21 protein-coding genes are annotated in these 26628 nt (G+C 73.1%); 6 read left to right on the forward strand and 15 right to left on the reverse strand.

What is annotated here, in order from left to right; genetic code table 11:
- Positions 1–112: 112 nt before the first annotated feature.
- From ACZ5XZ_RS21005 to ACZ5XZ_RS21030, 6 genes are all read right to left on the reverse strand, one after another.
- A complete protein-coding gene (locus tag ACZ5XZ_RS21005; protein WP_468980186.1) occupies positions 113–769 on the reverse strand; it encodes a hypothetical protein in 657 nt (218 codons plus the stop codon).
- Positions 766–1782, reverse strand: coding sequence for a ParA family protein (locus ACZ5XZ_RS21010; RefSeq protein WP_393494890.1), 1017 nt, complete (start codon positions 1780–1782; stop codon positions 766–768). Before ACZ5XZ_RS21010 ends, ACZ5XZ_RS21005 begins: the two co-directional genes overlap by 4 nt.
- Before the next feature lie 492 nt (positions 1783–2274).
- Positions 2275–3390: an alanine dehydrogenase gene (gene ald, locus ACZ5XZ_RS21015; RefSeq protein WP_468980189.1), complete on the reverse strand. Its 1116-nt coding sequence runs from the start codon at positions 3388–3390 to the stop codon at positions 2275–2277.
- A 168-nt stretch (positions 3391–3558) separates the two neighbouring features.
- Positions 3559–5742, reverse strand: coding sequence for a tetratricopeptide repeat protein (locus ACZ5XZ_RS21020; protein ID WP_468980124.1), 2184 nt, complete (start codon positions 5740–5742; stop codon positions 3559–3561).
- A 172-nt stretch (positions 5743–5914) separates the two neighbouring features.
- On the reverse strand, positions 5915–6541 hold the full coding sequence (locus ACZ5XZ_RS21025) for an NUDIX domain-containing protein (RefSeq protein WP_468980126.1): 627 nt from the start codon (positions 6539–6541) through the stop codon (positions 5915–5917).
- A gap of 107 nt (positions 6542–6648) precedes the next feature.
- Positions 6649–8304: a CTP synthase gene (locus ACZ5XZ_RS21030; protein WP_468980129.1), complete on the reverse strand. Its 1656-nt coding sequence runs from the start codon at positions 8302–8304 to the stop codon at positions 6649–6651.
- 412 nt (positions 8305–8716) lie between these two features.
- Between ACZ5XZ_RS21030 and ACZ5XZ_RS21035 the strand changes: the two genes are divergently transcribed.
- Positions 8717–10519, forward strand: a complete 1803-nt coding sequence (locus tag ACZ5XZ_RS21035; protein WP_384491422.1) for a glycoside hydrolase family 15 protein — start codon at positions 8717–8719, stop codon at positions 10517–10519.
- Positions 10520–10584: 65 nt separating this feature from the next.
- Here ACZ5XZ_RS21035 and ACZ5XZ_RS21040 read toward each other — a convergent pair whose 3' ends face one another.
- Positions 10585–11805: a beta-1,3-glucanase family protein gene (locus ACZ5XZ_RS21040; RefSeq protein ID WP_468980131.1), complete on the reverse strand. Its 1221-nt coding sequence runs from the start codon at positions 11803–11805 to the stop codon at positions 10585–10587.
- Positions 11802–12866, reverse strand: coding sequence for a glycoside hydrolase family 16 protein (locus ACZ5XZ_RS21045; protein ID WP_468980133.1), 1065 nt, complete (start codon positions 12864–12866; stop codon positions 11802–11804). The genes ACZ5XZ_RS21040 and ACZ5XZ_RS21045 overlap by 4 nt, the downstream gene beginning before the upstream one ends.
- Before the next feature lie 141 nt (positions 12867–13007).
- Here ACZ5XZ_RS21045 and ACZ5XZ_RS21050 point away from each other — a divergent pair, with 141 nt between their 5' ends.
- Both ACZ5XZ_RS21050 and ACZ5XZ_RS21055 read left to right on the forward strand, forming a co-directional pair.
- Complete coding sequence (locus ACZ5XZ_RS21050) at positions 13008–14087, forward strand: LacI family DNA-binding transcriptional regulator (RefSeq protein WP_468980135.1); 1080 nt, start codon at positions 13008–13010, stop codon at positions 14085–14087.
- A 133-nt stretch (positions 14088–14220) separates the two neighbouring features.
- Positions 14221–15858, forward strand: coding sequence for a PucR family transcriptional regulator (locus tag ACZ5XZ_RS21055; RefSeq protein WP_468980137.1), 1638 nt, complete (start codon positions 14221–14223; stop codon positions 15856–15858).
- Positions 15859–15943: 85 nt separating this feature from the next.
- On the opposite strand, the gene ACZ5XZ_RS21060 is transcribed toward ACZ5XZ_RS21055, so the two are convergent.
- From ACZ5XZ_RS21060 to recN, 3 genes are all read right to left on the reverse strand, one after another.
- Positions 15944–17107, reverse strand: a complete 1164-nt coding sequence (locus ACZ5XZ_RS21060) for a glycosyltransferase family 4 protein (RefSeq protein ID WP_468980139.1) — start codon at positions 17105–17107, stop codon at positions 15944–15946.
- Between the two features lie 439 nt (positions 17108–17546).
- On the reverse strand, positions 17547–18338 hold the full coding sequence (locus tag ACZ5XZ_RS21065) for a hypothetical protein (protein ID WP_468980190.1): 792 nt from the start codon (positions 18336–18338) through the stop codon (positions 17547–17549).
- Between the two features lie 60 nt (positions 18339–18398).
- Positions 18399–20126 carry a DNA repair protein RecN gene (recN, locus tag ACZ5XZ_RS21070; RefSeq protein ID WP_468980193.1) on the reverse strand — a complete coding sequence of 576 codons (1728 nt, stop codon included), beginning with the start codon at positions 20124–20126 and terminating at the stop codon, positions 18399–18401.
- A 175-nt stretch (positions 20127–20301) separates the two neighbouring features.
- Here recN and ACZ5XZ_RS21075 point away from each other — a divergent pair, with 175 nt between their 5' ends.
- Entirely contained in the window at positions 20302–21651 is a 1350-nt protein-coding gene (locus tag ACZ5XZ_RS21075; RefSeq protein ID WP_468980141.1) for an FtsX-like permease family protein, read from the forward strand.
- 23 nt (positions 21652–21674) lie between these two features.
- Entirely contained in the window at positions 21675–23204 is a 1530-nt protein-coding gene (locus ACZ5XZ_RS21080; protein ID WP_468980145.1) for a S41 family peptidase, read from the forward strand.
- Positions 23205–23245: 41 nt separating this feature from the next.
- Here the strand turns inward: ACZ5XZ_RS21080 and ACZ5XZ_RS21085 are convergent, their stop codons facing one another.
- Genes ACZ5XZ_RS21085 through ACZ5XZ_RS21095 form a run of 3 tightly spaced genes read right to left on the reverse strand, consistent with a single transcriptional unit; the run spans position 23246 to position 25195 of the window.
- The gene (locus ACZ5XZ_RS21085; RefSeq protein ID WP_399144493.1) at positions 23246–24187 is read right to left on the reverse strand and encodes an NAD kinase; all 942 of its coding nucleotides are present in this window, start codon (positions 24185–24187) and stop codon (positions 23246–23248) included.
- Complete coding sequence (locus ACZ5XZ_RS21090; protein WP_468980147.1) at positions 24184–24999, reverse strand: TlyA family RNA methyltransferase; 816 nt, start codon at positions 24997–24999, stop codon at positions 24184–24186. The genes ACZ5XZ_RS21085 and ACZ5XZ_RS21090 overlap by 4 nt, the downstream gene beginning before the upstream one ends.
- 7 nt (positions 25000–25006) lie before the next feature.
- A complete protein-coding gene (locus ACZ5XZ_RS21095; RefSeq protein WP_468980149.1) occupies positions 25007–25195 on the reverse strand; it encodes a hypothetical protein in 189 nt (62 codons plus the stop codon).
- A gap of 235 nt (positions 25196–25430) precedes the next feature.
- Between ACZ5XZ_RS21095 and ACZ5XZ_RS21100 the strand changes: the two genes are divergently transcribed.
- Positions 25431–25778 carry an SCP2 sterol-binding domain-containing protein gene (locus tag ACZ5XZ_RS21100; protein WP_468980152.1) on the forward strand — a complete coding sequence of 116 codons (348 nt, stop codon included), beginning with the start codon at positions 25431–25433 and terminating at the stop codon, positions 25776–25778.
- Here ACZ5XZ_RS21100 and ACZ5XZ_RS21105 read toward each other — a convergent pair.
- Complete coding sequence (locus ACZ5XZ_RS21105) at positions 25762–26610, reverse strand: ABC transporter ATP-binding protein (protein WP_468980154.1); 849 nt, start codon at positions 26608–26610, stop codon at positions 25762–25764. The two genes, ACZ5XZ_RS21100 and ACZ5XZ_RS21105, sit on opposite strands and share 17 nt — an antisense overlap.
- Positions 26611–26628: the final 18 nt, after the last annotated feature.

The raw sequence follows: 26628 nt of genomic DNA on the forward strand, positions 1-26628 counted from the left end.
AAGGCAGGCTATCCCGCGTCGCCCGCGCAAGGGCCGTCGACCGGCCCCGACGCGGCCGAGCCCCACCCGGCGAGACGTTTTTGCACCGCGGCGCCGCCGCCCGGGTACCGCCTCAGCGGCCGCGGAGCCGCCGTACCAGGATGCTGGCGTCGCCCCGCGACTCCAGGTCGGCGAGGACGACGGCGACCGCCTCGCGGACGATCCGGCCGCGGTCGACGGCCAGGCCGTGCTCGCCGCGCAGCACCAGGCGGGCGTGTTCCAGGTCCATGAGCTCCTCGGCGGAGACATAGACGGTGATCTTCTCGTCGTGCCGTTCCCGGCCGCTGGGGCGGCGGTTGGCGCCGCGGCCGCCGCCGCGACGGCGGCCCTGGCCGCCGGCCTGTACGGCGGCCGCGGCGGCGTCCGGACCCGACGGGCCGGACTGGCCCGCCTGGGCGCGGTGGCCCTTGGCGCCGTCACCGTCCGCCTCGCGGCCGCTGTGCTCGGCCGGGGAGGCGACCGCGGGCACCCGGGGCGGGGTGGCCGGTCCGCCGTCGCCGGCCGTCGCCGGGGTGTCCGAGCCGCCGCTGCCGGGGCGCCGCTGCCGGACGGCGGTGGCCGCCTCCGGCGTCTCCGACGCCGGTTCGGGCTCGCCGGCCGGCGCGGGCACACGGGTCGCCTCGCCGTTGGCCGCGGCCGCCGGACCGTTCGTGGTGCGACGGGGGCTGGAGGGCTGCAGCCCCACTCCCCCGGTGGTACGGAACAGTTCGTCGGCGCCCGGCAAACTCACTCGGCGTGACACCGGGCGAGCACCTCCCTGGCGAGCTGGCGATAGGCGGCGGCACCGACGGAGTTGGAGGCGTACGTGGTGATCGGCTCGCCCGCGACCGTGGTCTCGGGGAAGCGGACCGTACGGCCGATGACGGTGTGGTAGACGTGGTCGTCGAAGGCCTCGACGACGCGCGCCAGCACCTCGCGGCTGTGCACCGTACGGGAGTCGTACATCGTCGCCAGGATGCCGTCCAGCTCCAGCTCGGGGTTGAGCCGCTCCTGCACCTTCTCGATCGTCTCGGTGAGCAGCGCGACACCGCGCAGCGCGAAGAACTCGCACTCCAGCGGCACGATGACCTTGTGAGCCGCCGTCAGCGCGTTGACGGTGAGCAGACCGAGGGAGGGCTGGCAGTCGATCACGATGTAGTCGTAGTCGGCCAGCAGCGGCTTCAGGGCGCGCTGCAGGGTCGACTCGCGGGCGACCTCGCTGACCAACTGCACCTCTGCCGCTGACAAATCGATATTGCTGGGCAGCAGGTCCATGTTGGGGACCGCGGTCTTCAGGAGCACCTCGTCGGCCGACATGCCCCGCTCCATGAGCAGGTTGTAGACCGTCAGGTCGAGCTCCATCGGGTTGACGCCGAGTCCGACCGACAGGGCACCCTGCGGGTCGAAGTCGACGAGCAGCACCCGTCGTCCGTATTCGGCGAGTGCGGCACCCAGGTTGATGGTCGAGGTGGTCTTGCCGACCCCGCCCTTCTGGTTGCACATCGCGATGATTTTCGCCGGGCCGTGCTCCGAGAGCGGGCCGGGGATGGGGAAGTAGGGGAGCGGGCGTCCGGTCGGGCCGACGCGTTCGCGGCGCTGGCGCGCGGCGTCCGGCGCGAGCGTCGCGGCGTATTCGGGGTCCGGCTCGTACTCCGCGTCCGGATCGTAGAAGTGCCCCTCGGGCAGGTCGTCGTAGTCGGCGAGACGGGCGGGTTCTCCACTGCCCCGGTCGCCGGCCATGGCGTTCACGTGATGGCCGTCCATACTCTGGTGGGCTGTCGTGGAAATGCTCTGGTGCGTTGCGAAGGTGTGGACCGCGACGGAGCCGACAGCCTCGAGCCCCGAGGGACCCTGGCCCCGTGCAACCGCTCCTGGGTGACCACCTCCGGGAGTAAATGTCGACTCATTCACAAGTCGTCTTACCTCCTTGGATGTGACCAGGAAACTTTATCGATAGGTCAGCGTGGCACCATGCCGACGGTTGGCGACTCTATGGCGTGTCGGGCGTCCGCAGCAACACAATCCACCGGACCCGGCACGATGTGTCGGTAACCGGACCCCCCGATGTCAAGGGCGCAAGCAGTATCGGACCGATGTTTCGGGGGTACGCGAATCGGTTAAAGGGTTACGTTCGCGGCGAGTTGAGAGACGACGTTCCGGAACGGCCCACCTCGCGGCGCACACATGCGACCGGCCGGGCCCTGTCGCCAAGGCCCGGCCGGATGTGCAGCGTTGACACGCTTCGTTGACGCGACCTCAGCCGAGGAGGGTGCGCAGCTCGACGTGCTCGAGACCGTGGGCCTCGGCGACGGACTGGTAGACCACCTTGCCGTCGTGCGTGTTCAGGCCCTTGGCCAGCGCCGGGTCACGACGCAGCGCCTCGGCCCAGCCGCGGTTGGCCAGCTCCACGATGTAGGGCAGCGTGGCGTTGGTGAGGGCGTAGGTGGAGGTGTTCGGCACCGCGCCGGGCATGTTGGCGACGCAGTAGAAGACCGAGTTGTGGACCTCGAAGGTCGGCTCGGCGTGCGTGGTGGGACGGGAGTCCTCGAAGCAACCGCCCTGGTCGATCGCGATGTCGACAAGGACACTTCCGGGCTTCATCTTGGCGACGAGCTCGTTGGTGACCAGCTTGGGGGCCTTGGCGCCGGGGATCAGGACGGCACCGACGACGAGGTCGGCCTCGACGACGGCCCGCTCCAGCTCGTAGGCGTTGGAGACGATCGTCTGCACCTTGGTGCCGAAGATCTTGTCGGCCTCGCGGAGCTTGTTGATGTCCTTGTCGAGCAGGGTGACGTGGAAGCCGAGACCCACGGCGATCTGCACCGCGTTCCAGCCGGAGACGCCACCGCCGATGACGACGGCCTTGCCGGCGGCGACACCGGGCACACCACCGGGCAGCACACCGCGGCCGCCGGCCTGGCGCATCAGGTGGTACGCGCCGACCTGCGGGGCGATCCGACCCGCGACCTCGGACATCGGGGCGAGCAGCGGCAGCGCGCGGCCGGCCGTCTCGACGGTCTCGTAGGCGATGGCGGTGGTGCCGGACTCCAGCAGGGCGTCCGTGCACTCCTTGGAGGCGGCCAGGTGCAGGTAGGTGAAGAGCGTCTGGTCCTTGCGGAGGCGGTGGTACTCCTCCGCGATCGGCTCCTTGACCTTCAGCAGCAGGTCGGCGGTGCCCCAGACCTCGTCGGCGGTGCCGAGGATGGTGGCGCCGGCGGAGACGTACTCCTCATTCGTGATGGACGAGCCGAGACCGGCGTCCTTCTCGATGAAGACCTGGTGGCCGTGGCGGACGAGTTCGTTGACTCCGGCGGGCGTGATGGCCACGCGGAACTCGTTGTTCTTAACCTCGCGGGGGATGCCGACCTTCACGTCGATCACGGTCCTTGAATGAGAGGGTGCAGGAGGAATTATCCCCTCATGCGATGCATGACGGAACTGACCGCGCCGTACGCGGCCCAGCCAGTCTATTGAAGGACCTGCTCTTGTCTAGCCTTGCAAAGCATTAATTTCTGCCAGAGGCACTACCGATTTCGCAGGTCACTCCGGGTGATCTTCGAGGAGACGCTCCCCGACGGCGCGATGGACCCCTGCCGCTGCCGGGTCTCCGAGCCGTTCGAGGGTGTCCGCAATCCGCAGCTGGAGCGTCGCCTGGAGCCGTCCGTCGTCCGCTTTCCGGGCGGTTTCGAGGGCCTCCAGGCAGGTCCGCAACGCCTCCTCGGGCCGTCCCGCGCACTCCTGGACCCGGGCCACCTCCCCCATCGCCCGCGCCTGGCCGGCCGTCTCGCCGAGCCGGCGATGCGTCCTGGCGGCCGCCCGCCACTCCTTGAGCGCCTCGCCCCACCGCCCCGCGCAGACGTACACACCGCCGATCCGGCCGTGCAGCCGCGCCGCCGCACCGGCCTCGCCGCGGGCGAGCCGCAGCTCCAGCGCCCGCCCGAACCAGTCGGCGGCCCGCTGCCAGTCGCCCAGTTCGGTGTAGGTGTCCCCCAGCGACTCCAGCGCCCGCACGGTGGCCACCGGGTCCTTCACCGAACGGGCCGCCTCCAGCGCGCCCCGGTAGCGGGCGGCCGCCTGAGCGGGCCGGCCCGCCTGGCCGTCCAGATCGGCGAGGTTCAGCAGCGCGGCGGCCTTCTCGCGCGCCAGCCCGCGCCGCTCGGCGACCTCCAGGACGAGCCCGTGCAGCGCATAGAGGTCGGGCGCCGCGGCCTTCGCACCCCGGTGCGCGAGCAGCGTCCTGGTCAGCGCGGCCATCAACCGCCGGTCCAGGGTGTCCAGTTCACCGTCCGCGACGGCGATCCGGGCGGCGTCGAGCAGCGCGCCGCGACGGCTGCGCAGCCACTGCGCGGCGGCGCTCGGGGAGCTGAAGCGGAGCGAGCGGGGCAGCCCGGCGACCTGCTGGCGGGCGGGGGAGTTGTCCGGCTCGCCCATCGCCCGGCACGACTGCAGCAGCCGTACGGTCCGCTCCAGCATCCGGGCGCGGGCCAGCTGGATCTCGGCCGGCCGTTCGTGCTCCCGGAGCAGTGCGCGCACCAGCTCATCGAGGCAGCCGGGGAGGCGGTACTGCGGGAGCAGCGCGGCGTCGGGCGTACGGGTGCCGGGGTCCGCGTCGTCCCCGGCGGCAATCGGCCGCAGCAGGCCGAGCGCGGCGAGGTCGCCCAGCGCCGTGGCCGCCGCGGCCACCGAGCAGCCGGCCAGCGCGGAGGCGATCTGCGCGTCCACGAGGCCGCCCGGTGCCAGGGTGATCAGCCGCAGTATCCGCGCGGCGGGCGGCGGCAGCGCCGCGTGGGCGAGGTGGAAGGCGCGGAACAGCGGGCGGGCGCCGCTGGGCAGGTCCTCGGGCAGCCAGACGGCGTCCAGCGCCTGCCGCAGATCGGCGACCGAGGACTTGGGGCGGGCGGCGAGCCAGGCACCGGCCAGGACCAGCGCGGCGGGCTGGCCACCGCAGACCTCGGCGACGCTCTCGGCGGTCCGCGGGTCGACGGTGATCCGGGTCGGTCCGGCGTAGCGGGCGAGGACCTCGACGCAGGCCGCGCTGTCCAGGCCACCCAGGGCGCACGGGCGGACGTCCGGAATGCCGGTCAGCGGCCCCTGGGAGACCACCAGCACCAGGCAGTCCGGGGCGTCCGGCAGCAGCGGCTCGACCTCGTCGGCGCCCGGGGCGTCGTCGAGGAACAGCAGTGCCCGGCGCCCGGCGAGCGCACCGCGCAGCCGCTCGGTCAGCTCGTCGTCCGCGGCGCCCGGCGGGGCGTCCTCGCCGAGGTCGGCCAGCAGGTCGCGGGCGGTGCGCCCGGTGTCGGCCGGCCGAGCGCCCGGCCCGGTCAGCGTCGCCCGCAGCACCCCGTCGGGGTAGCCGTCGGCCAGCTCGCGCAGCAGTTCCTCGGCGAGCGCCGTACGGCCGGAGCCGGGGCGTCCGGCGATCAGCAGCACCCGGCTGCGCGGGCCCTTGCGTCCGGAGAGGGTGTCCAGACCGGCCCGGGCGATGTCGGCGCGCAGTTCCTTGAGCTCACGGCGGCGGCCGGCGAACCCCGTGGCCGGCCGCGCGGCGGCGGGTCCGCTCTGCTCGAAGGGGGTGGCGGGCTTGGGGTGGGGCGCCGGGACGGCGGGGCGGGCGGTGGCCTCGTCCCGACGGGGCCCGGCATCCGGCCGGCCCGGTACCGCCGCGGCGGGCAGGCCCGCCGTCTCCGGCGGGAGGTGCTCCCCGCCCACCGCCTGATCCGTCACCGGTCACGCTCCGTCCACCTGCGCGTACGAGCCCGCCCGCGAGCGCGGACGGGGTCGCCGTCGAGCGTAGTTCACGCCCCGTCACGTCCCGTGCGGAGCACGTCGGTTGGGTCACCCGATCGGATCGGCGGATCATCCGACCGGTACGCCGCCGGGTCGGGCGGCCCGGCGCTCAGGCCTCGAAGGGACGGGCCGGCCACGGCGCGTCGGCCGGCCGCAGCGCGTCGAGCCCCGCACCGCCCTCGGCGGCGATCAGCGCCAGCACCCCCACCACGAGGCAGGTGTTGTGCAGCTCACCGGCGAGCACGCCGCGCACCAGCTCCTCGCGCGGCACCCGCGCCAGCTCCATGTCGGCCTCCTCCTCAAAGACCTCGAACCGCTCCCCCTCGGCCTCGGACAGATCGCGGGCCAGGAAGATCCGCACCGCCTCGTCGCAGCCGCCGGGCGTGGTGTAGACGTCGGTCAGCACCCGCCAGTCCTCGGCCTTGACGTGCGCCTCCTCGTACAGCTCGCGCTGCGCGGCGTGCAGCGGGTTCTCACCGGGAACGTCGAGCAGCCCGGCGGGGATCTCCCACAGCTTGTGGCGTACGGGGTGGCGGTACTGGCGCAGCACCAGCACCCGGCCCTCGCCGTCGAGGGCGAGTACGGCCACGGAACCGGGGTGGACCTGGTAGTCGCGGGTGACCGTGGTGCCGTCCGGCATGACCACCTCGTCGGTGCGCACGCTGGTCTTGTTCCCGGTGAACGGCGTCGTGGTCGCGGTGACCGTCCACTCCTCCGGGGTGTCCTTGATCGCCATGGCGCGACGTCCTCTCTGTATGTGCACAAGCTCGACCAACGCAGAAACCGGGGCACGACCTCCAGAGGGAGGCCGTACCCCGGCAACCGTATCCGCCGCTGGACCGCTTACTTCGCGGCGCCCGTCTTCCGCGCGACCGCGGCCTTCACCAGCCCGGCGAAGAGCGGGTGCGGGCGGGTCGGGCGGGAGCGCAGCTCCGGGTGCGCCTGGGTGGCGACGAGGTAGGGGTGCGTCTCGCGCGGGTACTCGACGTACTCGACGAGCTTGTTGTCCGGCGACGTGCCGGAGAACTGCAGCCCGGCCTTCTTCTCCAGCTCACCGCGGTAGGTGTTGTTGACCTCGTAGCGGTGGCGGTGGCGCTCCTCGACGTACGGCTGGTCGCCGTAGACCTCGCGGACGATCGAGCCCTCGGCCAGCTTGGCCGGGTACATACCGAGCCGCATCGTGCCGCCCATATCGCCCTCACCTGCGACGATGTCCATCTGCTCGGCCATCGTGGAGATCACCGGGTGGGCGGCGGCCGGGTCGAACTCGGTGGAGTTGGCACCCTCGATACCGGCCAGGTTGCGGGCCGCCTCGATGACCACGCACTGCAGGCCCAGGCACAGGCCCAGCAGCGGGACGCGGTTCTCGCGGGCGTAGGTGATCGCGCCGACCTTGCCGTCCACACCGCGGTCGCCGAAGCCGCCGGGGATGCAGATCGCGTCGCAGTCGGAGAGCTGGGCGGCGGCCCCGCCCGGGGTCTTGCAGTCGTCGGAGGCGACCCACTTGACCTTGACCCGGGCCTTGTTCGCGAAGCCGCCGGCCCGCAGCGCCTCGGTGACCGAGAGGTAGGCGTCGGGCAGGTCGATGTACTTGCCGACCAGCGCGACCTTGACCTCGTGGTCGGGGTTGTGGACGCGGTCGAGCAGGTCCGCCCACTGGGTCCAGTCCACATCGCGGAACGGCAGGTCCAGCTTGCGCACGACGTAGGCGTCCAGTCCCTCGGCGTGCAGCACCTTGGGGATGTCGTAGATCGACGGGGCGTCGATGGCGGCGACCACCGCGGCCTCGTCCACGTCGCACATCAGCGAGATCTTGCGCTTGATGGCGGTGGGCACCTCGCGGTCGGCGCGCAGCACGATCGCGTCGGGCTGGATACCGATGTTGCGCAGCGCCGCGACCGAGTGCTGGGTCGGCTTGGTCTTCAGCTCACCGGACGGGCCGATGTAGGGGAGCAGCGAGATGTGCACGACGAAGACGTTGTCCCGGCCGACCTCGTGGCGGACCTGGCGGACGGTCTCCAGGAACGGCAGCGACTCGATGTCGCCGACCGTGCCGCCGACCTCGGTGATCACGACGTCGACGTCGTCGGTCGCCATCCGCCGGATGCGGTGCTTGATCTCGTTGGTGATGTGCGGGATGACCTGCACGGTGTCGCCGAGGTACTCACCGCGGCGCTCCTTGGCGATCACGGTGTTGTAGACCTGGCCGGTGGTGACGTTCGCCGAGCCGTCGAGGTCGACGTCGAGGAACCGCTCGTAGTGACCGATGTCCAGGTCGGTCTCGGCACCGTCGTTGGTGACGAAGACCTCGCCGTGCTGGAACGGGTTCATCGTGCCGGGGTCGACGTTCAGGTACGGGTCGAGCTTCTGCATCGTGACCCGCAGGCCCCGCGCCTTCAGGAGGGCACCCAGGCTGGAGGCCGTGAGCCCCTTGCCCAGCGAGGAGGCGACGCCCCCGGTGACGAAGAGGTGCTTGGTCGTCGAGGATTTGGGCGGCATGGCCAAGAGGGAGCTCCCGTGGTCGCGAGGTGGAGAGGTGCGAGGCGGCGCCGTCCGGAGTTTTCAGGGGTGCCGTCGCTGCGGTTCGGGGGTTCTCGTGCCCACCGGTCCACGGGGTACCAGGCTATCAGCGACCGGCCATGGTCGCTCCCGGCCACGCAGCGGCAATCGTGCGCGGGGCCTCCTTGACCGTGTCACGTGACGGAGGCCACCCGATCGGAGCACCTCACTCGTCGCGAGCGTCGCGCGGATCACCCGCGTGCGTCGTATCCTGCTCGGACACTCGCAACGAGCCGTCCGGGAAGGCACCACCCCCGCCCGATTTCCGGTCCCGCTGCTCGGCGACGTTTCATGGGCAGGACGGACCGATTCACAACGTCCCATGGGGGGCGTGACTCCAGTTCGACGGGAGATGCACGTGGCCGGGCGCATCGAGGACTACGCACTTATCGGCGATATGCAGACCGCCGCTCTAGTGTGCAGGGACGGGACGGTCGACTGGCTGTGCCTGCCCCGCTTCGACTCGCCGGCGGTCTTCGCAGGACTGCTGGGCACAGAGGAGCACGGTTTCTGGCGGATCGGGCCGGTCAACGGTGCCGAACCGCGGCCGGCGGACCGCCGGCGCTATCGCGGCGATTCACTCGTATTGGAATCCGAGTGGGACACTCCGCGCGGTACCGTCCGAGTGATCGACTTCATGCCGCCGCGCGACGGCGCGCCGCAGGTGATCCGCATCGTGGAGGGCGTCAGCGGACGCGTCCCGATGCGCTCGGAGCTGCGGATGCGGTTCGCGTACGGCTGGGTGGTGCCGTGGGTGCACAAGGTCGACGGCCGTACGGTCGCGGTCGCCGGCCCGGACTCGGTGTGGCTGGACACCGAGGCGGAGACCTACGGCAAGGACCTGACGACCTTCTCCGACTTCACCGTCTCGCCGGGCGAGCGGATCGCGTTCACGATCAGCTGGCAGCCCTCGCACCACCAGCAGCCGGCCGTCGCGGACCCCGAGGGGTCGCTGGAGGCCACCGAGGAGTTCTGGCGCGAGTGGGTCGAGCACTGCACGTACCACGGTCCCTACCGTGACGCGGTGGTGCGCTCGCTGATCACGCTGAAGGCGCTGACGTACGCGCCGACCGGCGGGATCGTGGCGGCGCCGACGACCTCGCTGCCGGAGTGCCTCGGCGGCGTCCGCAACTGGGACTACCGCTTCACCTGGCTCCGGGACGCGGCGATCACCCTGTCCTCCCTGCTGCGCACCGGCTACCGCGAAGAGGCGCGGGCCTGGCGGGAGTGGCTGCTGCGCGCGGTGGCCGGCGACCCGGACAACCTGCAGATCATGTACGGCATCGCCGGCGAGCGGGAGCTGGGCGAGAACGAGCTCAACTGGCTTCCCGGGTACGAGAATTCACGCCCGGTGCGGGTCGGCAACGGCGCCGCCGGCCAGCTCCAGCTCGATGTCTACGGCGAGGTCACCGAGGCGCTGCACCTGGCGCATATGACGGGGCTGGCCCGTAACGACTACGCCTCGCTGCTCCAGCTCAAGCTGATCCAGTGGGTGGAGAAGCACTGGGACGAGCCGGACGAGGGCATCTGGGAGGTCCGCGGCCCGCGCCGGCACTTCGTGCACTCCAAGGTCATGACCTGGGTCGCGGTCGACCGCACGGTCAAGCTGATCGAGTCCGGTGACGTCGACGGCCCACTGGAGCGCTGGAAGGACCTGCGCGAGACGATCCACCGGGACGTCTGCGAGAAGGGTTACGACAAGGAGCGCAACACCTTCACCCAGTCCTACGGCTCGCAGGAGCTGGACGCCTCGCTGCTGCTGATCCCGCAGATGGGCTTCCTGCCCCCGGACGACAAGCGCGTCATCGGCACGATCGAGGCGATCCAGCGGGAGCTGGGCACCGAGGACGGCTTCGTGCTGCGCTATCCGACGGCCGGCGAGGGCGTCGGCGTGGACGGTCTGGAGGGCGACGAGGGGGCGTTTTTGGCCTGCTCGTTCTGGCTCGCCGACGACCTGGCGATGATCGGCCGGGTGGACGAGGCCCGCAAGCTCTTCGAGAAGCTGCTCTCGCTCCGCAACGACCTGGGCCTGCTGGCGGAGGAGTGGGACCCCAGGGCCAAGCGCCAGGTGGGCAACTTCCCGCAGGCGTTCAGCCACGTTCCGCTGATCGACACGGCGCTGCGGCTGACGGCCAGCGGGGCCTACGGGGGCTAGCCCGGGCAAATGTGACACCTCGCGGCCGCCCCCGGCAGGTTCCGGGGGCGGCCGCGACGTGTGGGTCAGAAGGGGGTCAGCGTGAGGGTGATCTCCTTCGGGGCGCTGTCCTCGATGTACGAGGCGAAGCCGGCGACGTCGTCGAAGGCGAAGCCGTAGGCCTTGCCGTCCCGGGTCGCGGCGTGCATGGCCTTGGCGTAGTGGTTGGTCAGCCGCTGCTGGTAGAAGGCGGCCGGGTCGGTGGTGGGCTGGCCGGCGTGTGAGGTCAGGGTGGAGCGGTTGAGGGCGGCGCCCAGGACGGCGGCCACCGGGCCGGTGGTGCCGTCGTTGGGGGCGGCGAGGGTGCCGTCGCAGAAGAGGACGTCGCGGGTGGACGGCTTGTCGAAGGAGACGGTGCCGGTGGGGGCACCTCCCCGGCCCTCAAGGCCTTGGGGGACCTTGAAGGTGAGCCGGCCGCCGGTGACCCGGCCGGTGAAGGCGCCCGCGTTGGTGGTGACGGTCAGGTCCTTGGTCGCGTAGGCGGACCAGGCCTCGTCGATGGCCGGGGCGAGGTAGTCCTCGGCGAACAGCCCGCTGTCCAGGCCGTGGCCGGGGGCGATCACCCGCCGGTCGCCGATGACCAGGCGGTCGAAGCCTTCGGCGGCCCGGACGTCGGCGAAGATCTTGGCGCGGGCGCCGTCCTTGAGCGTGCCGGTGGTCTGCTCCTTGGCTCCGGAGAGCTTGATCGCCAGCGGGACGCTGAACATGTCGACCATGGTGGTGTTGCAGTACATCCCGCCGGAGTTGTAGGTGAACTCCGCGCAGTCGTGCAGCACGTCGTAGTTGGGGTCGCCGGAGACCCAGCCCGCCGGATAGGCGAGCGCGGCCTTGCCGTTGCCGTCCTCGACGGCCTTGAACTTCAGCTTGCCGCCGAGCGCGGTGTAGATCCGGCCGGACATCTGGGGCAGCTGGAGGGTCGTGGTGCCGCCGGCGGCGAGCGGTATGGCGTAGTCGGTGAAGCCGTCCGGACCGTTGTCGGCCAGCGCGACGGGCTTGAGCGCGCCGCCCGGGGTGACATGCACCTGCTGGGTCCCGTCGTTGCCGACGATATAGATCCAGACCGAGGAATTGCCGTAGGCCCCCGAGTTGTTGAGGATATTCAGGGGGACCGTCGCGGCCGTCCGTATGTCCCGTGAGGCGTTGCGGGCCACTCCGGGGGTGCCGCTCGCACGGCCGGCCAGGGCGAATCCGGAGGCGGTCGCGGCGCCGGCGGCGAGAGAGCCGAGCAGGCTGCGGCGAGTGATCACGAGCTGACTCCTTGCGGGGTGGTGCGCCGGTCGGCGGGGGCGGGTGCGGCGGCGGTCCCGTGGCCCGTACGGGCCTTCGCGGACGGCTGCACAAAGACGGCGACATGGTCGACGAGGAGCGAGCCACCGGGCCGGGTGGCGTCGGTGGGGGTGGCAGAGCCGGCGACGCCGTCCGGGAAGGCCCCGCCCATCGCGAGGTTGAGCAGCAGGAAGTGGCCGTGGTGGGTGGCCTTGGCCCAGGTGTCGGCGCCCAGCTCGGAGGCGCCGACGGTGTGGAACCGCTGACCGTCGACGTACCAGTTCAGCGACTCCGCGGCGCTGTCGGTGCGGTCGAGCTCCAGCGCGTAGGTGTGGAAGCCGGCCTGGCAGGCGCTGTCCGGGCAGGCGCGGGAGTTGCCCTTGCCCTGGGTCTCGTTGCACGGCCCGCCGGGGTTGACGCCGCAGTGCAGCACGCCCCAGACCTTGTTGATCCCGTTGACGTTCTCCATGATGTCGAACTCGCCGATGCCCGGCCAGTTCCAGTAGTTGCCCCGGTAGTCGGCGCCCAGCGTCCAGAAGGCCGGCCAGTAGCCGAGCGCGTCGGCACCGGAGACGTCGGGCATCCGGATGCTCGCCTCGATCCGCAGCCTGCCGCCGGCCGGGGCGGCGAAGTCGCTGCGCCGGGACTCGATACGGCCCGAGGTCCAGGTGGCGCCGTCCTTCAGCGCGGTGATCTTGAGGTGGCCGGCGCCGTCGAGCTGAAGGTTCTCGGGGCGGTCGGTGTAGGTCTGGCGCTCGCCGGTGCCCCAGTTGGCCGGGCCGCCCGGGTAACCGGTACCGGTGTCGGTGATCCAGTCGTCGGCGGAGGGGCGCGATCCGGCGGCGCCGTCGAAGTCCGTACGCCAGACTTCCTCGAAGCGGGCGGGGGCGCCCTCGGCCTTGGCTCGGGACGGCAGGTCCGACGCCGCGGAGGCCGTCGGGAGGGTGAGGGCACAGGTGGTGACGAGTGCGGCGCTCGCGGTGCGGAGCACCGCTCTGGTGAGGTATCCGGCCCGTATGCCGGACCGTTTTCTCATGCTCATGACATTCTCTCCTCGGCACAGTGGGGGGTCGTGAGGAGTTCCGTGGGGGTACCCGGCGTGAGAGCGCTCTCATATCGTGTGCTGTGAACCCTGCCGACTCGACGGCACACCGTCAAGTCACCGCGTGGAAAAAGGAGTTCGATGGTGTCTGAGCCCAACGGCCCACGGCCGACGCTGGAGGCGGTCGCGGCGCGCGCCGGGGTCTCCCGCGCGACGGTGTCCCGCGTCGTCAACGGCGGTGCGGGCGTACGGGCGGTGGTCCAGGAGCGGGTCCAAGAGGCGGTGCGCGAGCTGGGCTACGTACCGAACAGCGCGGCCCGCACGCTGGTCACCCGCCGCACCGGCGCGGTCGCCGTGGTCATCGCGGAGCCGGAGACCCGGGTCTTCACCGACCCCTTCTTCGGCCGCCAACTTCGCGGCATCAGCCGCGCGCTGGCCGCCGCCGACACCCAGCTCCTGCTGATGTTCGTCGAGCACCGCGCCGACTACGACCGCATCGGCCGCTATCTGTCGGCCGGCCATGTCGACGGCGCGCTGATGTTCTCGCTGCACCACGACGACCCGCTGCCCGCCATGGCCGAGCGCGCCGGCCTGCCCACCGTCTACGGTGGCCGGCCCGGCTGGGCGGGCGCCGACCGGGCGCCAGGGCCGCTGTACGTCGACACCGACAACCGCGACGGGGCCCGCCAGGCCGTACGCCATCTGCTCGACCGCGGCCGCCGCCGGATCGCGGTGATCACCGGGCCGCTCGACCAGACCTCGGCGCTGGACCGGCTCGACGGCTACCGGGAGGCGCTGGGCGCGCCGGAGCCGGACCCCCGGCTGATCGCGGACGGCGGGTTCACCGCGCAGGGCGGCGAACGCGCCATGGCCCGGCTCCTCGACGCGGCACCGGACCTGGACGCCGTCTTCGTCTGCTCCGACCTGATGGCGAACGGCGCCCTGCGCACGCTGCGGGCGCGCGGGCGGCGGGTCCCCGACGATGTGGCCGTGGTCGGCTACGACGACCTGGAGCCGGCGGCCTGGGCGGATCCCCCGCTGACCACGGTCCGCCAGGACGTGGAGGAGATGGGGCGGCTGATGGCCCGGTTGCTGCTGCGGCTGCTGGACCCGCGCAGGGCGGGTGGGGTCGAAGGTGCGGCGGGTGCGGAGGGGGCGGGCGTGGCGGAGCTGGCGCCGGTGATCACGGAGGCGCGGCTGGTGGTGCGGGAGTCGACGTGACGGGGTGAAGGGGTGAGTGGCGGGACGCAGCGGCCGGACCACCCCCGGCCGGGTCGAGGAACGCCGCCGGGCGCCCGCCCACGCGCCGTACCGTGCGACTCCGGATAGCGGACTACGGGTAGCGTTCCTCGCCATGGGGCCGGAAGCACAGATCGAAGCCGAGATCACGGTACGCAGGGCGCTGGAGCTGCCCGCACTGCGGCGCGGGCTGCCGGAGGTGCTGGCCGGCGGGGACCGCCTGGACCGCGCGGTGCGATGGGTGCACGCGGGCGAGGTCCCGCATATCGCCTCGCTGCTCAAGGGCGGCGAGCTGCTGCTGACCACCGGCCTGGGGCTGGGCGCCCGGCCCTCCGAGCAGCGGGCCTTCATCCGCAAACTCGCGGACCGCGAGATCGCCGCTCTCGTCGTGGAGCTGGGCTCCCGTTTCGAATCGCTGCCCTCGGCGCTGGTCGACGCCGCCCGGGACTGCGGCCTGCCGCTGATCCAGCTGCACCGCGAGGTCCCGTACGTCACGGTGACCGAGGCGATCCACACCGAGATCATCAACAGCCACTACGCGCTGCTGCGGCGCGCCGACGAGATCCTGCGCCGCTGTACGGACGTCCTGCTGCGCGGGGGCGGCGCCCCGGAGGTGCTGCGGCTGCTGGCCGTCTTCACCGGCAACCCGCTCTGTCTGGAGGCCCCCGACGGCAGCCCGCTGTACGCGGCGGGCCCGGAGACCGGCACCGAGGGCAGCGGGCCCGCGGACGCCGACCCCCTGCTGGCCTGGGAGGGCCTGCGCGAGCGCGGCGTACGCATCGATGTGCCCGGCGGCGGCCACGGCCCCGACGCGGTCCGCGCCCGTCTCGTCCTGCTGCCCGTCAACGCCCCCGTGGCGCCGGTGCACCGGATCGCCGCCGAGCGCGCCGCCGACCTGCTCGCCGTCGTCATGCTCCAGTCCCGCCAGGAGGAGGTGCTCGCCGCCCGGGGACGCGGCGACTTCCTCGCCGACCTGGCCGAGGGCCGGATCTCCGCGGCCGAGGCGCCCGCACAGGCCCGCCTGCTGGGATTCCGCCCCGGCTCGGACCCCGTCCTCCCGGTCGTCATGCGGCTGCCCGCCGGCCTGCCCACCCCCGGCAGCTGGGCGCTGCTCGCCCAGGCCCTGCGTGAGGAGCTCGCCGCCCCGGGGGCGCCGGTGCTCCTCGGGGTACGTCCCGTGGAGGGCAGGGTCCCGGTGCTCGTGGCGCTGCGCGCCGGCCAGGATCGCGAGGCGCTCGCCGACCGGATCGCCGAGGCGCTGCGGGCCGGTGTCGTCCGCGCGGGCCTGGACCGGCCGACCGCGCACCGCCCGGTGGTCGTCGTCGGCACTGCGGGCGACTGGGCGGCGGCGGGTCCCGGCCTGCGCCATGCGGCACAGGCCGCGGCCGCGGCCCAGGGCCTGCCGGAGCAGCCCTGGTACGACGCCCGCCGGCTCGACATCGAACTGCTGCTGTGGCGGATGCGCGAACACGGCGAGCAGGGTGTGCTCACCGACTTCGTGGAGCGCGCCATCGGTCCCCTGCTCGCCCACGACCGCGGTGCCCGCCAGCCGCTGCTGCCCACCCTGGAGGCCTATCTGGCCAGCGCCGGCCGCAAGGCCGAGACCGCCCGCGACCTCAACGTCAACCGCCAGACCCTGTACGACCGACTGGCCCGCATCGCCCAACTACTGGGCACCGAACTGGACGATCCGCAGACGGTTCTGGGCCTGCGGCTGGCGCTGCGCGCCCGGCGCCATACGGACAAGGCCTGAGGGGCACCCAGGTGTGCTGCTGCCCGTCGTGAACGTCCCGGGAAGGCGCGCCTAGCCTTTCCGACCCTGCCCCCTCGGGCAGGCGCTAGAGCGGCTGGATCGGCTGCGTCAACTCGTCGTAGACGCTGAGTACCTGGGCGACGGTGTCGTTCTCGCTCGGCCAGCCGGCCGCCTGGAGACGGCCCGCGGCCGCGAGCGCGTCCCGGCGCGCGGGATCGCCGAGCAGCGCGAGAACGGAACGGCCCATGGCGCTGGCGTCCCCGTAGCGGACCAGTTCCGCGGCCCGGCCGACCAGTTCCCGGGTGCCCCCGGTGTCGGTGGCGACCAGTGGCACCCCGGCGCGCAGCGCCTCCTGGGCGATCAGCGAGCGCGCCTCCCACCTGCTGGGCAGCACCACCAGGTCGGCGGCGGCGAGCAGTCCGGGCACGTCGTCGCGGCGGCCCAGTAGTTGGACGGGCAGCTGCTCGGTGTCGATCCGCCGCTGCAGCGCGGCCCGTTGGTCGCCCTCCCCGGCGATGGCCACCAGCGGCTGCGGATCGAGCGCGCACCACGCGTGCGCCGCGTCCAGCAGCAGGTCATGGCCCTGGCTGTGGTCGAGGCGGCCGACCGCGAGGAGCAACGGGCGGTCCACCGCGCCCAGTTCTGCGCGCTCCTTGTGGCGCGTGCGGTCGTGGTCCTCCGGCTCGGGCGGCGCGCCATCGGACCGGGGACGTGGAATCGCGACCGGCGCGAGCCGTGCGTCGCGGGCGCCCCGCTCGCGCGCCCGGTCCACGAGGTCGGAGCAGGCGCCCAGGACCACGGCGGCGGCCCGCGCCACCCGCCGTTCCATCAGATGCACCAGCCCGGCTCGCGCGCCCTCGGTGTGCGCCTTGGTGTGCCAGGTGATGACCAGGGGGACCCGTCGCCCTACCCTGGGGCCGCGCAGTCCGCGCAGTGCCATCGAGGCGCGCAGACCGGCCCGCAGGCCGTGCGCATGGACCAGGTCGGCATCCCAGCACGCGCTGCGCAGCAACGCCACACTCGCGGGATCCGTCCGCGGGGGAACGTGCACGTACCGCGCCCCGGCGCCGGTGAAGTCGTAGGCTGCCTCGGCTTCCGGTGTGGCGCAGACGGTCACCCGTACGCCGCGCGCGACCAGCCCGTCGGCCAGTGAGCGGACATGTGCCGCGCTGCCTGCGCTGCCGTGCCCCAGCACCTGGACCGTGCGCAGCGGCGACAGCCCGTGCGTCGAGGTCGGGGTACTGATCACGTGGTCGGGGCTCCTGGGTCGGGGGTGGGGGCGGGAGGGGCCGTACCGGCAGGTCGGCCCCCTGCTGCGGGACGCTCTGGCACGCGGCCGGGCGACCACCGGCCCGCCCGGACAGACGGGCAGCGGCACGGCGCACGCACGCGGAACTGCGCACCGCGCCCCAGGATGCCAGCCCGGCGCCGTCAATTCGGCACCGTCCGCCCGCCGTTCCGGTGGGAAGTCTCACCCCAGCGCTCACCGGATCACCCACATGGGCGACAAACCGCCCGCGCGGGTCAACGGTCCCTTCGGGTGAGTCGCCCCTCCGGAGTGCGCCGGCCGCGGCGATACGGGGCGCGCACGCCGTTCCCCGGGGCGCGCCCGACCCCGGTCCGTAGGGACGGTCGGTGGGCCGACGGCCGATCGACGGTCCGGTGGAGGGGACGCGAGGCGCGAGGCGTCAGAGCGCCGCGGCCGCCCGGCTGACGCGGTCCCCGGCCGCCGCGGCGGCGATCAGCCCGGCGGCGTGCGCGGCCAGTCCGCGACGGCCGTTCGCCGTCACGATGGCGAGCCCGAGGGCCGCGCCGAGCGCGTGCGCTCCGGCGTCCCCGAGCATGGTGCGCTCGCCCAGGTCGTCCCCGGCGACGGCGGCCGCGGCGCCCATGGGAGCGGCGGACAGCGCTCCCGCAGGCCCGCGCCGCAGCAGTCCGGGCGCCCCGATGGCCAGTACGGCGCCGGCCGCCCGGCCCGGACGGACGTCCAGGAGGTTCACCAGATGGGCCGAGCCCGCGATCACCACGCCCGCCAGCAGCTTGTCGGCCGGGCGTTCCTTCAGCAGAGCCCCGGCGGCGAGCCCGGCGGCACCGATCCCGAACAGCTTCACCGCACCACTGGTGACCTCGCGTTCCCGCAGCGCCGAAAGGTGCGCCCGAAAGCCCCGCCGGGGGTCGTCCGCGCCGAAGACGTCGTCGTACGCCCCGCAGCCCCCGGCGGCCAGTACGGCCAGCGCCGTCGCGGTCCGGGTGCGGGCGGGCAGGCCCGGCGCGGTGGCGGCGGCGAGCGCGGTGCCGGCGGTCGTCGCGAGCCCCGCGTGCAGGTTCACGGTCCGGCCGGCGTAGTTCTTGCGCTCCCACAGGACGGCGCCACCGGGCGGACGGCTCCTCAGCACTGCGTATGCGGCCCGCGTCGCCCCCGCCGCCCCGAGCAGCGCCGAGATCCGCCCCAGCACCCTGCCGCCTGCCACCGCCGCCATGTCGCTCCCCTCGCCCGGCACCGTGCCGACCTCAACTGCCGCCACCCCAGGGCGTGTCCGCTAGCTACCCTTGCGCGCCGTTTCGAGCAGTTCCTCCGCATGGGCGCGAGCCGTTTCGGAGTCCTCCTGGCCGGCCAGCATCCGGGAGAGTTCGCGGACCCGCTCCTCGCCCTCCAGGACGGTGACACCGCTCCTGGTGACCGACCCGTCGTTCGTCTTGGCCACCAACAGCTGCCGGTCCGCGAACGCCGCGACCTGCGGAAGGTGTGTGACGACCACGACCTGCGCCGACTTCGCGAGCCTGGCCAGCCGCCTGCCGACCTCGACGGCCGCCTTGCCGCCGACGCCCGCGTCGACCTCGTCGAAGAGGTACGTCGGTACGGGGTCGGAGCCGGCGAAGACCACCTCGACGGCGAGCATCACCCGGGACAGCTCACCGCCGGACGCCCCCTTGGCGATCGGCCGGGGCGGTGCGCCCGGGTGCGGGGCGAGGAGCAGTTCGACCTCGTCGGCACCGGCCGGTCCGTAGGCCACGGTGCGGCCGCCCACCTCGATCCCGTCGGCGTCCTCGGCTACCTCGGTCTGGCGGATCTCGACGGTCACACGGGCGTGCGGCATCGCGAGTTCGGCGAGTTCGGCGGTGACCGCGGCCGCGAAGCGCTCCGCCGAAGCCGTCCTGGCGTCGGTCAACGCCTGGGCCAGCTCGCCCAGTTCGGCCCGGAGCGCGTCGCGCTCCGCGGTCAGCTCACCGATCCGGTCGTCGTCGCCGTCCAGTTCGGCGAGCCGGCCGGCGCTCTGCTCCGACCACGCCAGAACCGCCGCGATGTCCTCGCCGTATTTGCGGGTCAGGTGGTTCAGGGCGGCGCGGCGCTCCTCGACCGCGGCGAGCCGCAACGGGTCGGCGTCCAGGCCGTCGGCGTAACTGGCCAGCTCGCCCGCCACGTCCGCCATCAGGATCCCGATCTCGCCGAGCCGCTCGGCGAGCGCGGAAAGCTCCTGGTCGTGGCTTCGTACGGCCTCCAGCGCGCGGTGCGCACCGGCGACCAGGGTGGTGGCGTCGACGCCCTCGGGGTCCTCGGGGTTGCCGGCCAGCGCGGCGTGCGCGGCGGTCGCGGCGGAGGCCAGCGCCTCGGCGTGCCCGAGCCGCTCGGCCTCGGCGGCCAGGTCGGTGTCCTCACCGGGCTGCGGCTCGGTCGCCGCGATCTCGTCGAGACCGAAGCGCAGCAGATCGGCCTCCTGGGAGCGTTCCCGGGCCCGGGTGGTCAGCTCCTCCAGCTCGGTGGCGACGGCGCGCAGCCGGCGGTGGGCGGCGGTGTACTTGGCGAGCGGGACGGCGACCGCGTCCCCGGCGTAGCGGTCCAGGGCCTGGCGCTGGCGGGCCGGCCGCAGCAGGCCCTGCTGGTCGGTCTGGCCGTGCACGGCGACCAGGTCGTCGGCCAACTCCCCCAGGAGCCCGACCGGTACGGAGCGGCCCCCCACGTGGGCACGTGACCGGCCCTCGGCGGAGAGCGTACGGCTGATCAGCAGCGCTCCGTCGTCCAGCTCGGCGCCGGCCTCCTCGGCCCGTACCGCGGCGGGGGCTTGGGCGCCGACGCTGATCCTGCCCTCCACCACCGCCGATTTGGCGCCGAGCCGCACCAGGGCGGGGTCGGCGCGGCCGCCGAGCAGCAGGCCGAGGCTGGTGACGACCATGGTCTTGCCCGCGCCCGTCTCGCCGGTCACCGCCGTGAAGCCCGGGGACAGCTCGACAACGGCGTCGTCAATGACGCCCAGGGACCGGATCCGCATCTCCTCCAACACGGGTAAGACCTTACGAGGTCCCGGGGCCGCCCCGCGACGGCCTCCCCCTTCCTCCTTCGCCCCGTACTGCGGAAAACCCCACCCAAAGACGGGTGGATTCCTCATGGTGCGTGATCACGCTCAGCCATCACGCTGATCACAGTGCGAAACGAAAGGTGTGCTCATGTCCAGCGGATTGGCGCGGGCGGCGCTGCGGGGTCACCGGCCCGCATTCACGGGGACGGCGGTGGCGACGCTGTTCGCCGCGACCGTGATCGGCGCCTCGATGACGATGCTGACCGCGACGGGCGCGGAGGACGTCCCGCCCGCCGCGCGACGGGCGATGGCGGCCCACGGCGTCGGGGACATGGCTCTCGTCCTCCTCCTCGGCTCGGTCTATATGTCGATTTTCGTGGTCGCCTCGACGATGGGCACGGCCGTCGCCCAGCAGCATCGCGAGTTCGCGATGCTGCGTTCGATCGGAGCCCGCCCCTGGCAGATCCGGCGGGCGACCGCCGCGCAGGCGGTGGCGGCCGCCGCCCCTTCGGCGCTGGTCGGCTGGGCACTGGGCGCGGGGCTGGCGCGCTGGTGGTTCGACGGCATGGTCGACCATGGCCTCGTTCCCCATGAGGTTCCCTTCCGGTTCGGCTGGGCCGCGCTGCCGGTGTGCCTGGCGGTGGCGGTGGTGACCTCCGCGATCGCCGGAGTGCTCGCGGCGAGCCGGTTCGCGGCGCTGCGCCCCGCGCCGGCGCTCGAGGAGGCGGCGGCGGGCCGGCGGAAGCTGGGGTTGCTGAGGCTGCCCCTGGGGCTCGCGGCGATGGCGGGTGGCGTGCTCCTCTCCCGGCTGCTCGCCGGCCAGTCCGCCGAGGAGGCCGGCCAGGGGGCCTTCCTGGTGCTGCTGCTCTTCTGCGTGGGTGTGGGGCTGCTGGGGCCGCGCCTCATCGGTCCGGCCGCCTGGCTGGTGTCCCGGCTTATCGGCCGGTTCGGCAGCGCCGCCGGGCTGGCGATGCAGAACGTCACGACGCAGTCCCGCCGCTTCTCCGCCGCCGTCGTCCCGCTGGTCCTGGTGGTGGCGTTCGGCACGACGAAGATCGCGGTGCACACCACCGCCCAGCACCGGACCGGATCCGCCGGCCCGGCCGGCGAGGTGTGGCTGGACTACCTCGGTACGGGTCTGTACGCGGGCTTCGCCGCCATCGCCGCGGCCAACACCCTGGCCATGATCACCGCCGAGCGCCGCCGCGATCTGGCGCTGCTGCGGCTGGTCGGCTCGCCTCCGCGCCAGGTGCGGGCGATGGCCGCCTGGGAAGCGGCCGTCGTCGCGGGCACCGCCCTCGTTCTCGGTACGGCCATCGCGCTGTTCACCCTCGCTCCGCTGCTGCAGAAGGCGTTCGGCGACGCGCTGCCGTATCTGCCCTGGACGACGGCCGGCGCGATAGCCGGCGGCACCCTGCTGCTCGCGCTGCTCGCGACCGGCCTGCCCGTCCACATCGTCCTGCGCCGCCGCGCCACGGAAACCCTGGCCTCGGCATGAAACCCACCACGAGGTACGCCCCCATGAACGACCGATCCAGCACCGACCACCGATTCGGCCGCCCCCGCCGCTCGCCGCTGCTGCCGCTCGCCGCGGTGGCCGTCGCCGCCACGCTGACCGCCACCGCGGCCTGTGCCGGCCCGGCCCGCGCGGACCGCTCCGGCACGGAGGCCGGCGCCGCCCCACAAGACCCCGCCGCCGACCGGTCCGCCCGCGCCGCGGCCGGCTCGCTGGAGGGCGTCTGGCGGATGGACGGCTACGGCACTCTCGTCACGATCAAGGGCCGCGGCCTGCGGACGTACGAGACCACCGCGGTGAGCTGCCTTCCCGGGGCCGTCGAGGGCACCCGCACCGGCGCCCCGGACGCGGCCGGCCGCAGCCGCTTCTCGGTCCCGGACTCGGCCCCGATCACCGTGGCCCCGGCGGGCGCCGGCCGGGCCCGGCTGACCGTGGAGGACGCCGTCGGCCGGCGGGCGCTGCACCGCATCGACGCGCTGCCGGCCCGCTGCGCACAGCGCCCGTCGCGCGACCCCCGGGCGGCCTTCGACGTCCTGTGGCAGACCTATGCCGAGAACTACCCCTTCTTCGGCGCGAAGAAGATCGACTGGGCGGCGGTCCGCGACCGCTACCGCCCCCGCATCACCGCCAGGACCACCGACGGCGAACTCCTCGCGGTGTTCCGGAAGATGATCGAGCCGCTGCACGACGCGCACACCCGGGTCGTGGCGGGCCCCGACCGGTGGTTCGCGGGCAAACGCCCCGGCACCGTCCTGCCCACTCCCGAATCCACCGCCCGTATCGACAAGGCGATCGCCGCGCACCTCGGCCCGGGTACCGTCCAGCGGCACTGGGCCCAGGGCAAGCTGACCTACGCCGATCTCCCCGGCCGCATCGGCTACTTCCGTGTCACCCAGTTCGCCGGCTACACCGACAAGGGCGACTACGCCGGCGATGTGGCCGAGCTGGACCGCGCCCTGAACTCGGTGTTCACCAGGGCCCGCACAAAGGGCCCGGCGGCCCTGCGCGGCCTGATCGTCGACGTACGGCTCAACGGCGGCGGTGCCGATCCGCTGGGCCTGCGCATCGCCTCACGGCTGACCGACCGCCCCTATGCCGCCTACCGCAAGCGGGCACGGAACGACCCCCGCGACCCGGGCAGGTTCACCACCCCTCAGCCGGCCCGCATCCGCCCGTACCACGGCCCGGTCTACACCGGCCCGATAGCGGTCCTCACTGGCCGACTGACCATCAGCGCGGGGGAGACCTTCACCCAGTCCCTGATGGGCCGCTCCCCGGCCCCCACACGCATCGGCGAGAACACCCAGGGCGTCTTCTCCGACATTCTGGACCGCAGGCTCCCGAACGGCTGGACCTTCGGCCTGCCCAACGAGGAGTTCCTGACCTCCGACGGCCGCACCTTCGACGGCCCGGGCATACCCCCGGCCGTCCCCACACCGGTCTTCACCGAGGAGGAGCTCTCCGCCCGGCAGGACTCCGCCCTCACCCGCGCCAGGAAGCTCCTCGCACACCCGGCCCCACGGGGCCGCCACTGAGGCGCCCCGGGCGGGGCCCGCGCCGGGCGGGCCCCGGTGCCCTAGTGCGGCGCCCCCCGCCACCCCGCCACCGGGAGGGCGAACTTGGCGACCAGACGATCTGTGAAGGAGGCATGATGCAGACGCGCCAGGCGCACGGGGACGGCGCCGCGGCGGACCTCGACGCGGGCGCCGGCGGGCAGTTCGACGCTGCGACGGCCGTCGCACCACAGCACACCGTGCGGGGTCTTGGGCTGCACCTCGACCGCGAGGACGGAGCGGGGCGAGGTGACCAGCGGCTTGGCGAAGAGGGCGTGCGCGCTGATCGGGACCATCAGCAGGGCCTCGACCTCGGGCCAGACCACCGGACCGCCGGCCGAGAAGGCGTACGCGGTCGAACCGGTCGGGGTCGCGCAGACCACGCCGTCACCGCCGAAGCGCGAGACGGGCCGCCCGTCGACCTCCGTCACCACCTCCAGCATCCGCTCGCGTGCGGCCTTCTCCACCGATGCCTCGTTGAGGGCCCAGTCGGTGTGCACGACACTGCCGTTGTTGCGGACCAGGACGTCGAGCGTCATCCGCTCCTCGACCTCGTAGGCACGGGTGACGACCCGGTCGACGACCTTGTCGAGGTCATCGCGTTCGGCTTCCGCGAGGAAGCCGACCCGGCCGAGATTGACGCCCAGCATCGGCACCCCGGACGTCCGGGCGAAGTCCGCGCCGCGCAGCAGCGTGCCGTCGCCGCCCAGGACCACCAGCAGTTCGCAGCCCTCGGCGGCGCACTGCTCGGAGTCGACGCGCTGGACCTCCGGCGGCAGCGGCAGATCCGCGGCCTCCTCCGCCAGCACCCGTACGCCGATCCCGCTGCGCAGCAGCCCTTGGACGACGAGTTCGGCGCTGCGGATGGCCGCGGGGCGGCCGGTGTGTGCGAGCAGGAACACCGTCCGCTCGGCTCCGGTGTTCTCGTGTGCTGCGCTGCCTTCAACTGCCTGGGTTGTGGTCAACGAGGCCCCTCCGCCACTGCACGGTCGACATCCGCCGGGTCGAGTGCAGGCGCCCCGGCGCGCAGCCACAGAAAGTACTCGACATTCCCGGAAGGTCCAGGCAGCGGGCTGGCAACTACTCCAAGTACGCCAAGTCCCAGTTCGGCCGCCCGGTTCGCGACGGCGCACACCGCCTCCGCCCGCAGCTGTGCGCTGCGCACGACTCCGCCGCTGCCCAGCCGCTCCTTGCCGACCTCGAACTGCGGCTTGACCATCATCACGAGGTCCGCGTCCGGCGCCGCGCAGCCCACCAGCGCGGGCAGTACGAGCCCCAGTGGGATGAAGGAGAGATCGCCGACGATCAGGTCGACGGGCCGGGAGTCGATCTGCTCGAGCGTCAACTCGCGTACGTTGGTGCGGTCCTTCACGGTGACCCGCTCATCGCTCTGCAGCGACCAGGCGAGCTGTCCGTATCCGACGTCCACGGCGACGACATGACCGGCGCCGGCCCGCAGCAGAACGTCGGTGAAGCCACCCGTCGAGGCGCCCGCGTCCAGCGCCCGCCGGCCCTCGATCTTCAGGCCGAGCGGCACGAAGGCGGCGAACGCCCCCGCGAGCTTGTGGCCCCCGCGCGAGACGTAGTCGGGGTCGCTCTCGTCGGCGCGCACGACCACGGCCGCGCTGGTCTCCACCTGGGTGGCCGGCTTGGTCGCGGTCGCGCCGCCGACGGTCACCCGGCCCGCGGCGATCAGCTGGCTCGCGTGCTCGCGCGAACGGGCCAGCTTGCGGCGCACCAGCTCCGCGTCGAGTCGGCGTCGTGCCACTCCTGCCACCTGTGGTTCAGCTCCTGTTGTCGTACGTCGTCGAGGAAGGGGCGGGCGGCCCGGGGTGCTGGTCGAGACCGGCCAGCACATCGCGCAGCCCACGGTGGACATCCTCGTACACCTGAAGGTGCCCGCTCGACGGGAGGTGGTCGGCGTCGGCGAGTCGGCGCAGCCCGGCGTCGACCGCGGCCTGGCCGGTGGGCACCACCCCCACCCCCAGCGGCCGCGGCCCATCGGGCGCGGCCGGGGTCTCGGACTCCCCGGGCGATACGGGCTCCGCCGGCCCAGGCGTTACGGGCTCCGCTGGCTCGCTCCCCACGGCCCCCGCGGGGACCTCCGGCTCCGGGCCGGACGTCGGCTCTTGCATGCCCCGACGCTACCTCGACGAGCGGGGTCACGGACGAACGAGCCGCCCGCGACCTGGCGTATCGTCGGTCACGATGGCAACTCTCGACCAGTGCCGTGCCGCGCTCGACCGGCTGGCCCAGAACCTGTCCTCGGCCGACGGCAGTGTCCGCAGCGCCGCCGCCCTCGACCGTTCGCTCAGCTGCCGCATCACGGACCTCGATGTGACGTTCCTCGGACGGCTGGCCGGCGGCACCGTCCAGGACGTGACCTGCGTCCCCGGCCCGCCGCCGAGCAAGGCCGAGATCCGCCTGACGATGGCGGGCGACGATCTGGTCGCGCTGGTCGACGGGCAGCTGAACTTCGCCAAGGCCTGGGGCAGCGGTCGCGTGAAGCTGGAGGCCGGCCTGCGCGACCTGCTGCGCCTCAGGACGCTGCTGTAGTCGCCGCGCTCCTGCCGGTCGCCGCCCCGGCGCCCGTACGCGGCGTGCGCGGCTTCCGCGCCGCCGGCACCACCAGCGGGGTCCCGGTCTCCGGATCGTCGATGACCTGGCAGGTCAGTCCGAAGACCCGCTCAACCAGCTCCGCCGTGACGATGTCGGCCGGCGCGCCCTGGGCGATGACCGCACCGTCCTTCATGGCGATGAGGTGGGTGGCGTAGCGGGCGGCGTGGTTGAGGTCGTGCAGCACCGCGACCAGCGTGCGTCCCTGCTCCTCGTGCAGCTCCGCGCACAGGTCCAGCACCTCGATCTGGTGCTGGATGTCCAGGTATGTCGTCGGCTCGTCCAGAAGGAACAGCGGCGTCTGCTGGGCGAGCGCCATCGCGATCCACACCCGCTGCCGCTGCCCGCCGGACAGTTCGTCGACATAGCGGTCGGCCAGCGCGCCGACGCCGGTCGCCGCCATCGACTCCTGGACGATCCGCTCGTCGTCGGCGGACCACTGCCGCAGCAGTCCCTGGTGCGGGTAGCGGCCGCGCGCCACCAGGTCCGCGACCGTGATGCCGTCCGGGGCGATCGAGGACTGCGGCAGCAGCCCCAGGGTCCGTGCGACCTTCTTGGCCGGGAGCGAGGAGATCGCGGAGCCGTCCAGCAGCACCGATCCGGCGGCCGGCTTGAGCATCCGCGACAGGGCGCGCAGCAGCGTGGACTTGCCGCAGGCGTTCGGGCCGACGATGACCGTGAAGGAGTGGTCGGGGATGGCGACCGAGAGGTTCTCGGCGATGACCCGCTGGTCGTAGGCGAGGGTGACGTTCTCGGCCGTGAGACGGCTCACTTCGAAACTCCTGGGGTT

The sequence above is a fragment of the Streptomyces sp. NPDC033270 genome (genome assembly GCF_055576575.1).

Bases quoted from the DNA above. Each gene is read 5' to 3' on its own strand.
- ACZ5XZ_RS21010 (WP_393494890.1), bottom strand. From the start codon at position 1,782: ATGGACGGCCATCACGTGAACGCCATGGCCGGCGACCGGGGCAGTGGA.
- ACZ5XZ_RS21055 (WP_468980137.1), top strand. From the start codon at position 14,221: ATGGGGCCGGAAGCACAGATCGAAGCCGAGATCACGGTACGCAGGGCG.
- ACZ5XZ_RS21045 (WP_468980133.1), bottom strand. From the start codon at position 12,866: ATGAGCATGAGAAAACGGTCCGGCATACGGGCCGGATACCTCACCAGA.
- ACZ5XZ_RS21080 (WP_468980145.1), top strand. From the start codon at position 21,675: ATGAACGACCGATCCAGCACCGACCACCGATTCGGCCGCCCCCGCCGC.
- ACZ5XZ_RS21065 (WP_468980190.1), bottom strand. From the start codon at position 18,338: ATGGCGGCGGTGGCAGGCGGCAGGGTGCTGGGGCGGATCTCGGCGCTG.
- ACZ5XZ_RS21050 (WP_468980135.1), top strand. From the start codon at position 13,008: ATGGTGTCTGAGCCCAACGGCCCACGGCCGACGCTGGAGGCGGTCGCG.
- recN (WP_468980193.1), bottom strand. From the start codon at position 20,126: ATGCGGATCCGGTCCCTGGGCGTCATTGACGACGCCGTTGTCGAGCTG.
- ACZ5XZ_RS21035 (WP_384491422.1), top strand. From the start codon at position 8,717: ATGCACGTGGCCGGGCGCATCGAGGACTACGCACTTATCGGCGATATG.
- ACZ5XZ_RS21030 (WP_468980129.1), bottom strand. From the start codon at position 8,304: ATGCCGCCCAAATCCTCGACGACCAAGCACCTCTTCGTCACCGGGGGC.
- ACZ5XZ_RS21100 (WP_468980152.1), top strand. From the start codon at position 25,431: ATGGCAACTCTCGACCAGTGCCGTGCCGCGCTCGACCGGCTGGCCCAG.
- ACZ5XZ_RS21075 (WP_468980141.1), top strand. From the start codon at position 20,302: ATGTCCAGCGGATTGGCGCGGGCGGCGCTGCGGGGTCACCGGCCCGCA.
- ACZ5XZ_RS21025 (WP_468980126.1), bottom strand. From the start codon at position 6,541: ATGGCGATCAAGGACACCCCGGAGGAGTGGACGGTCACCGCGACCACG.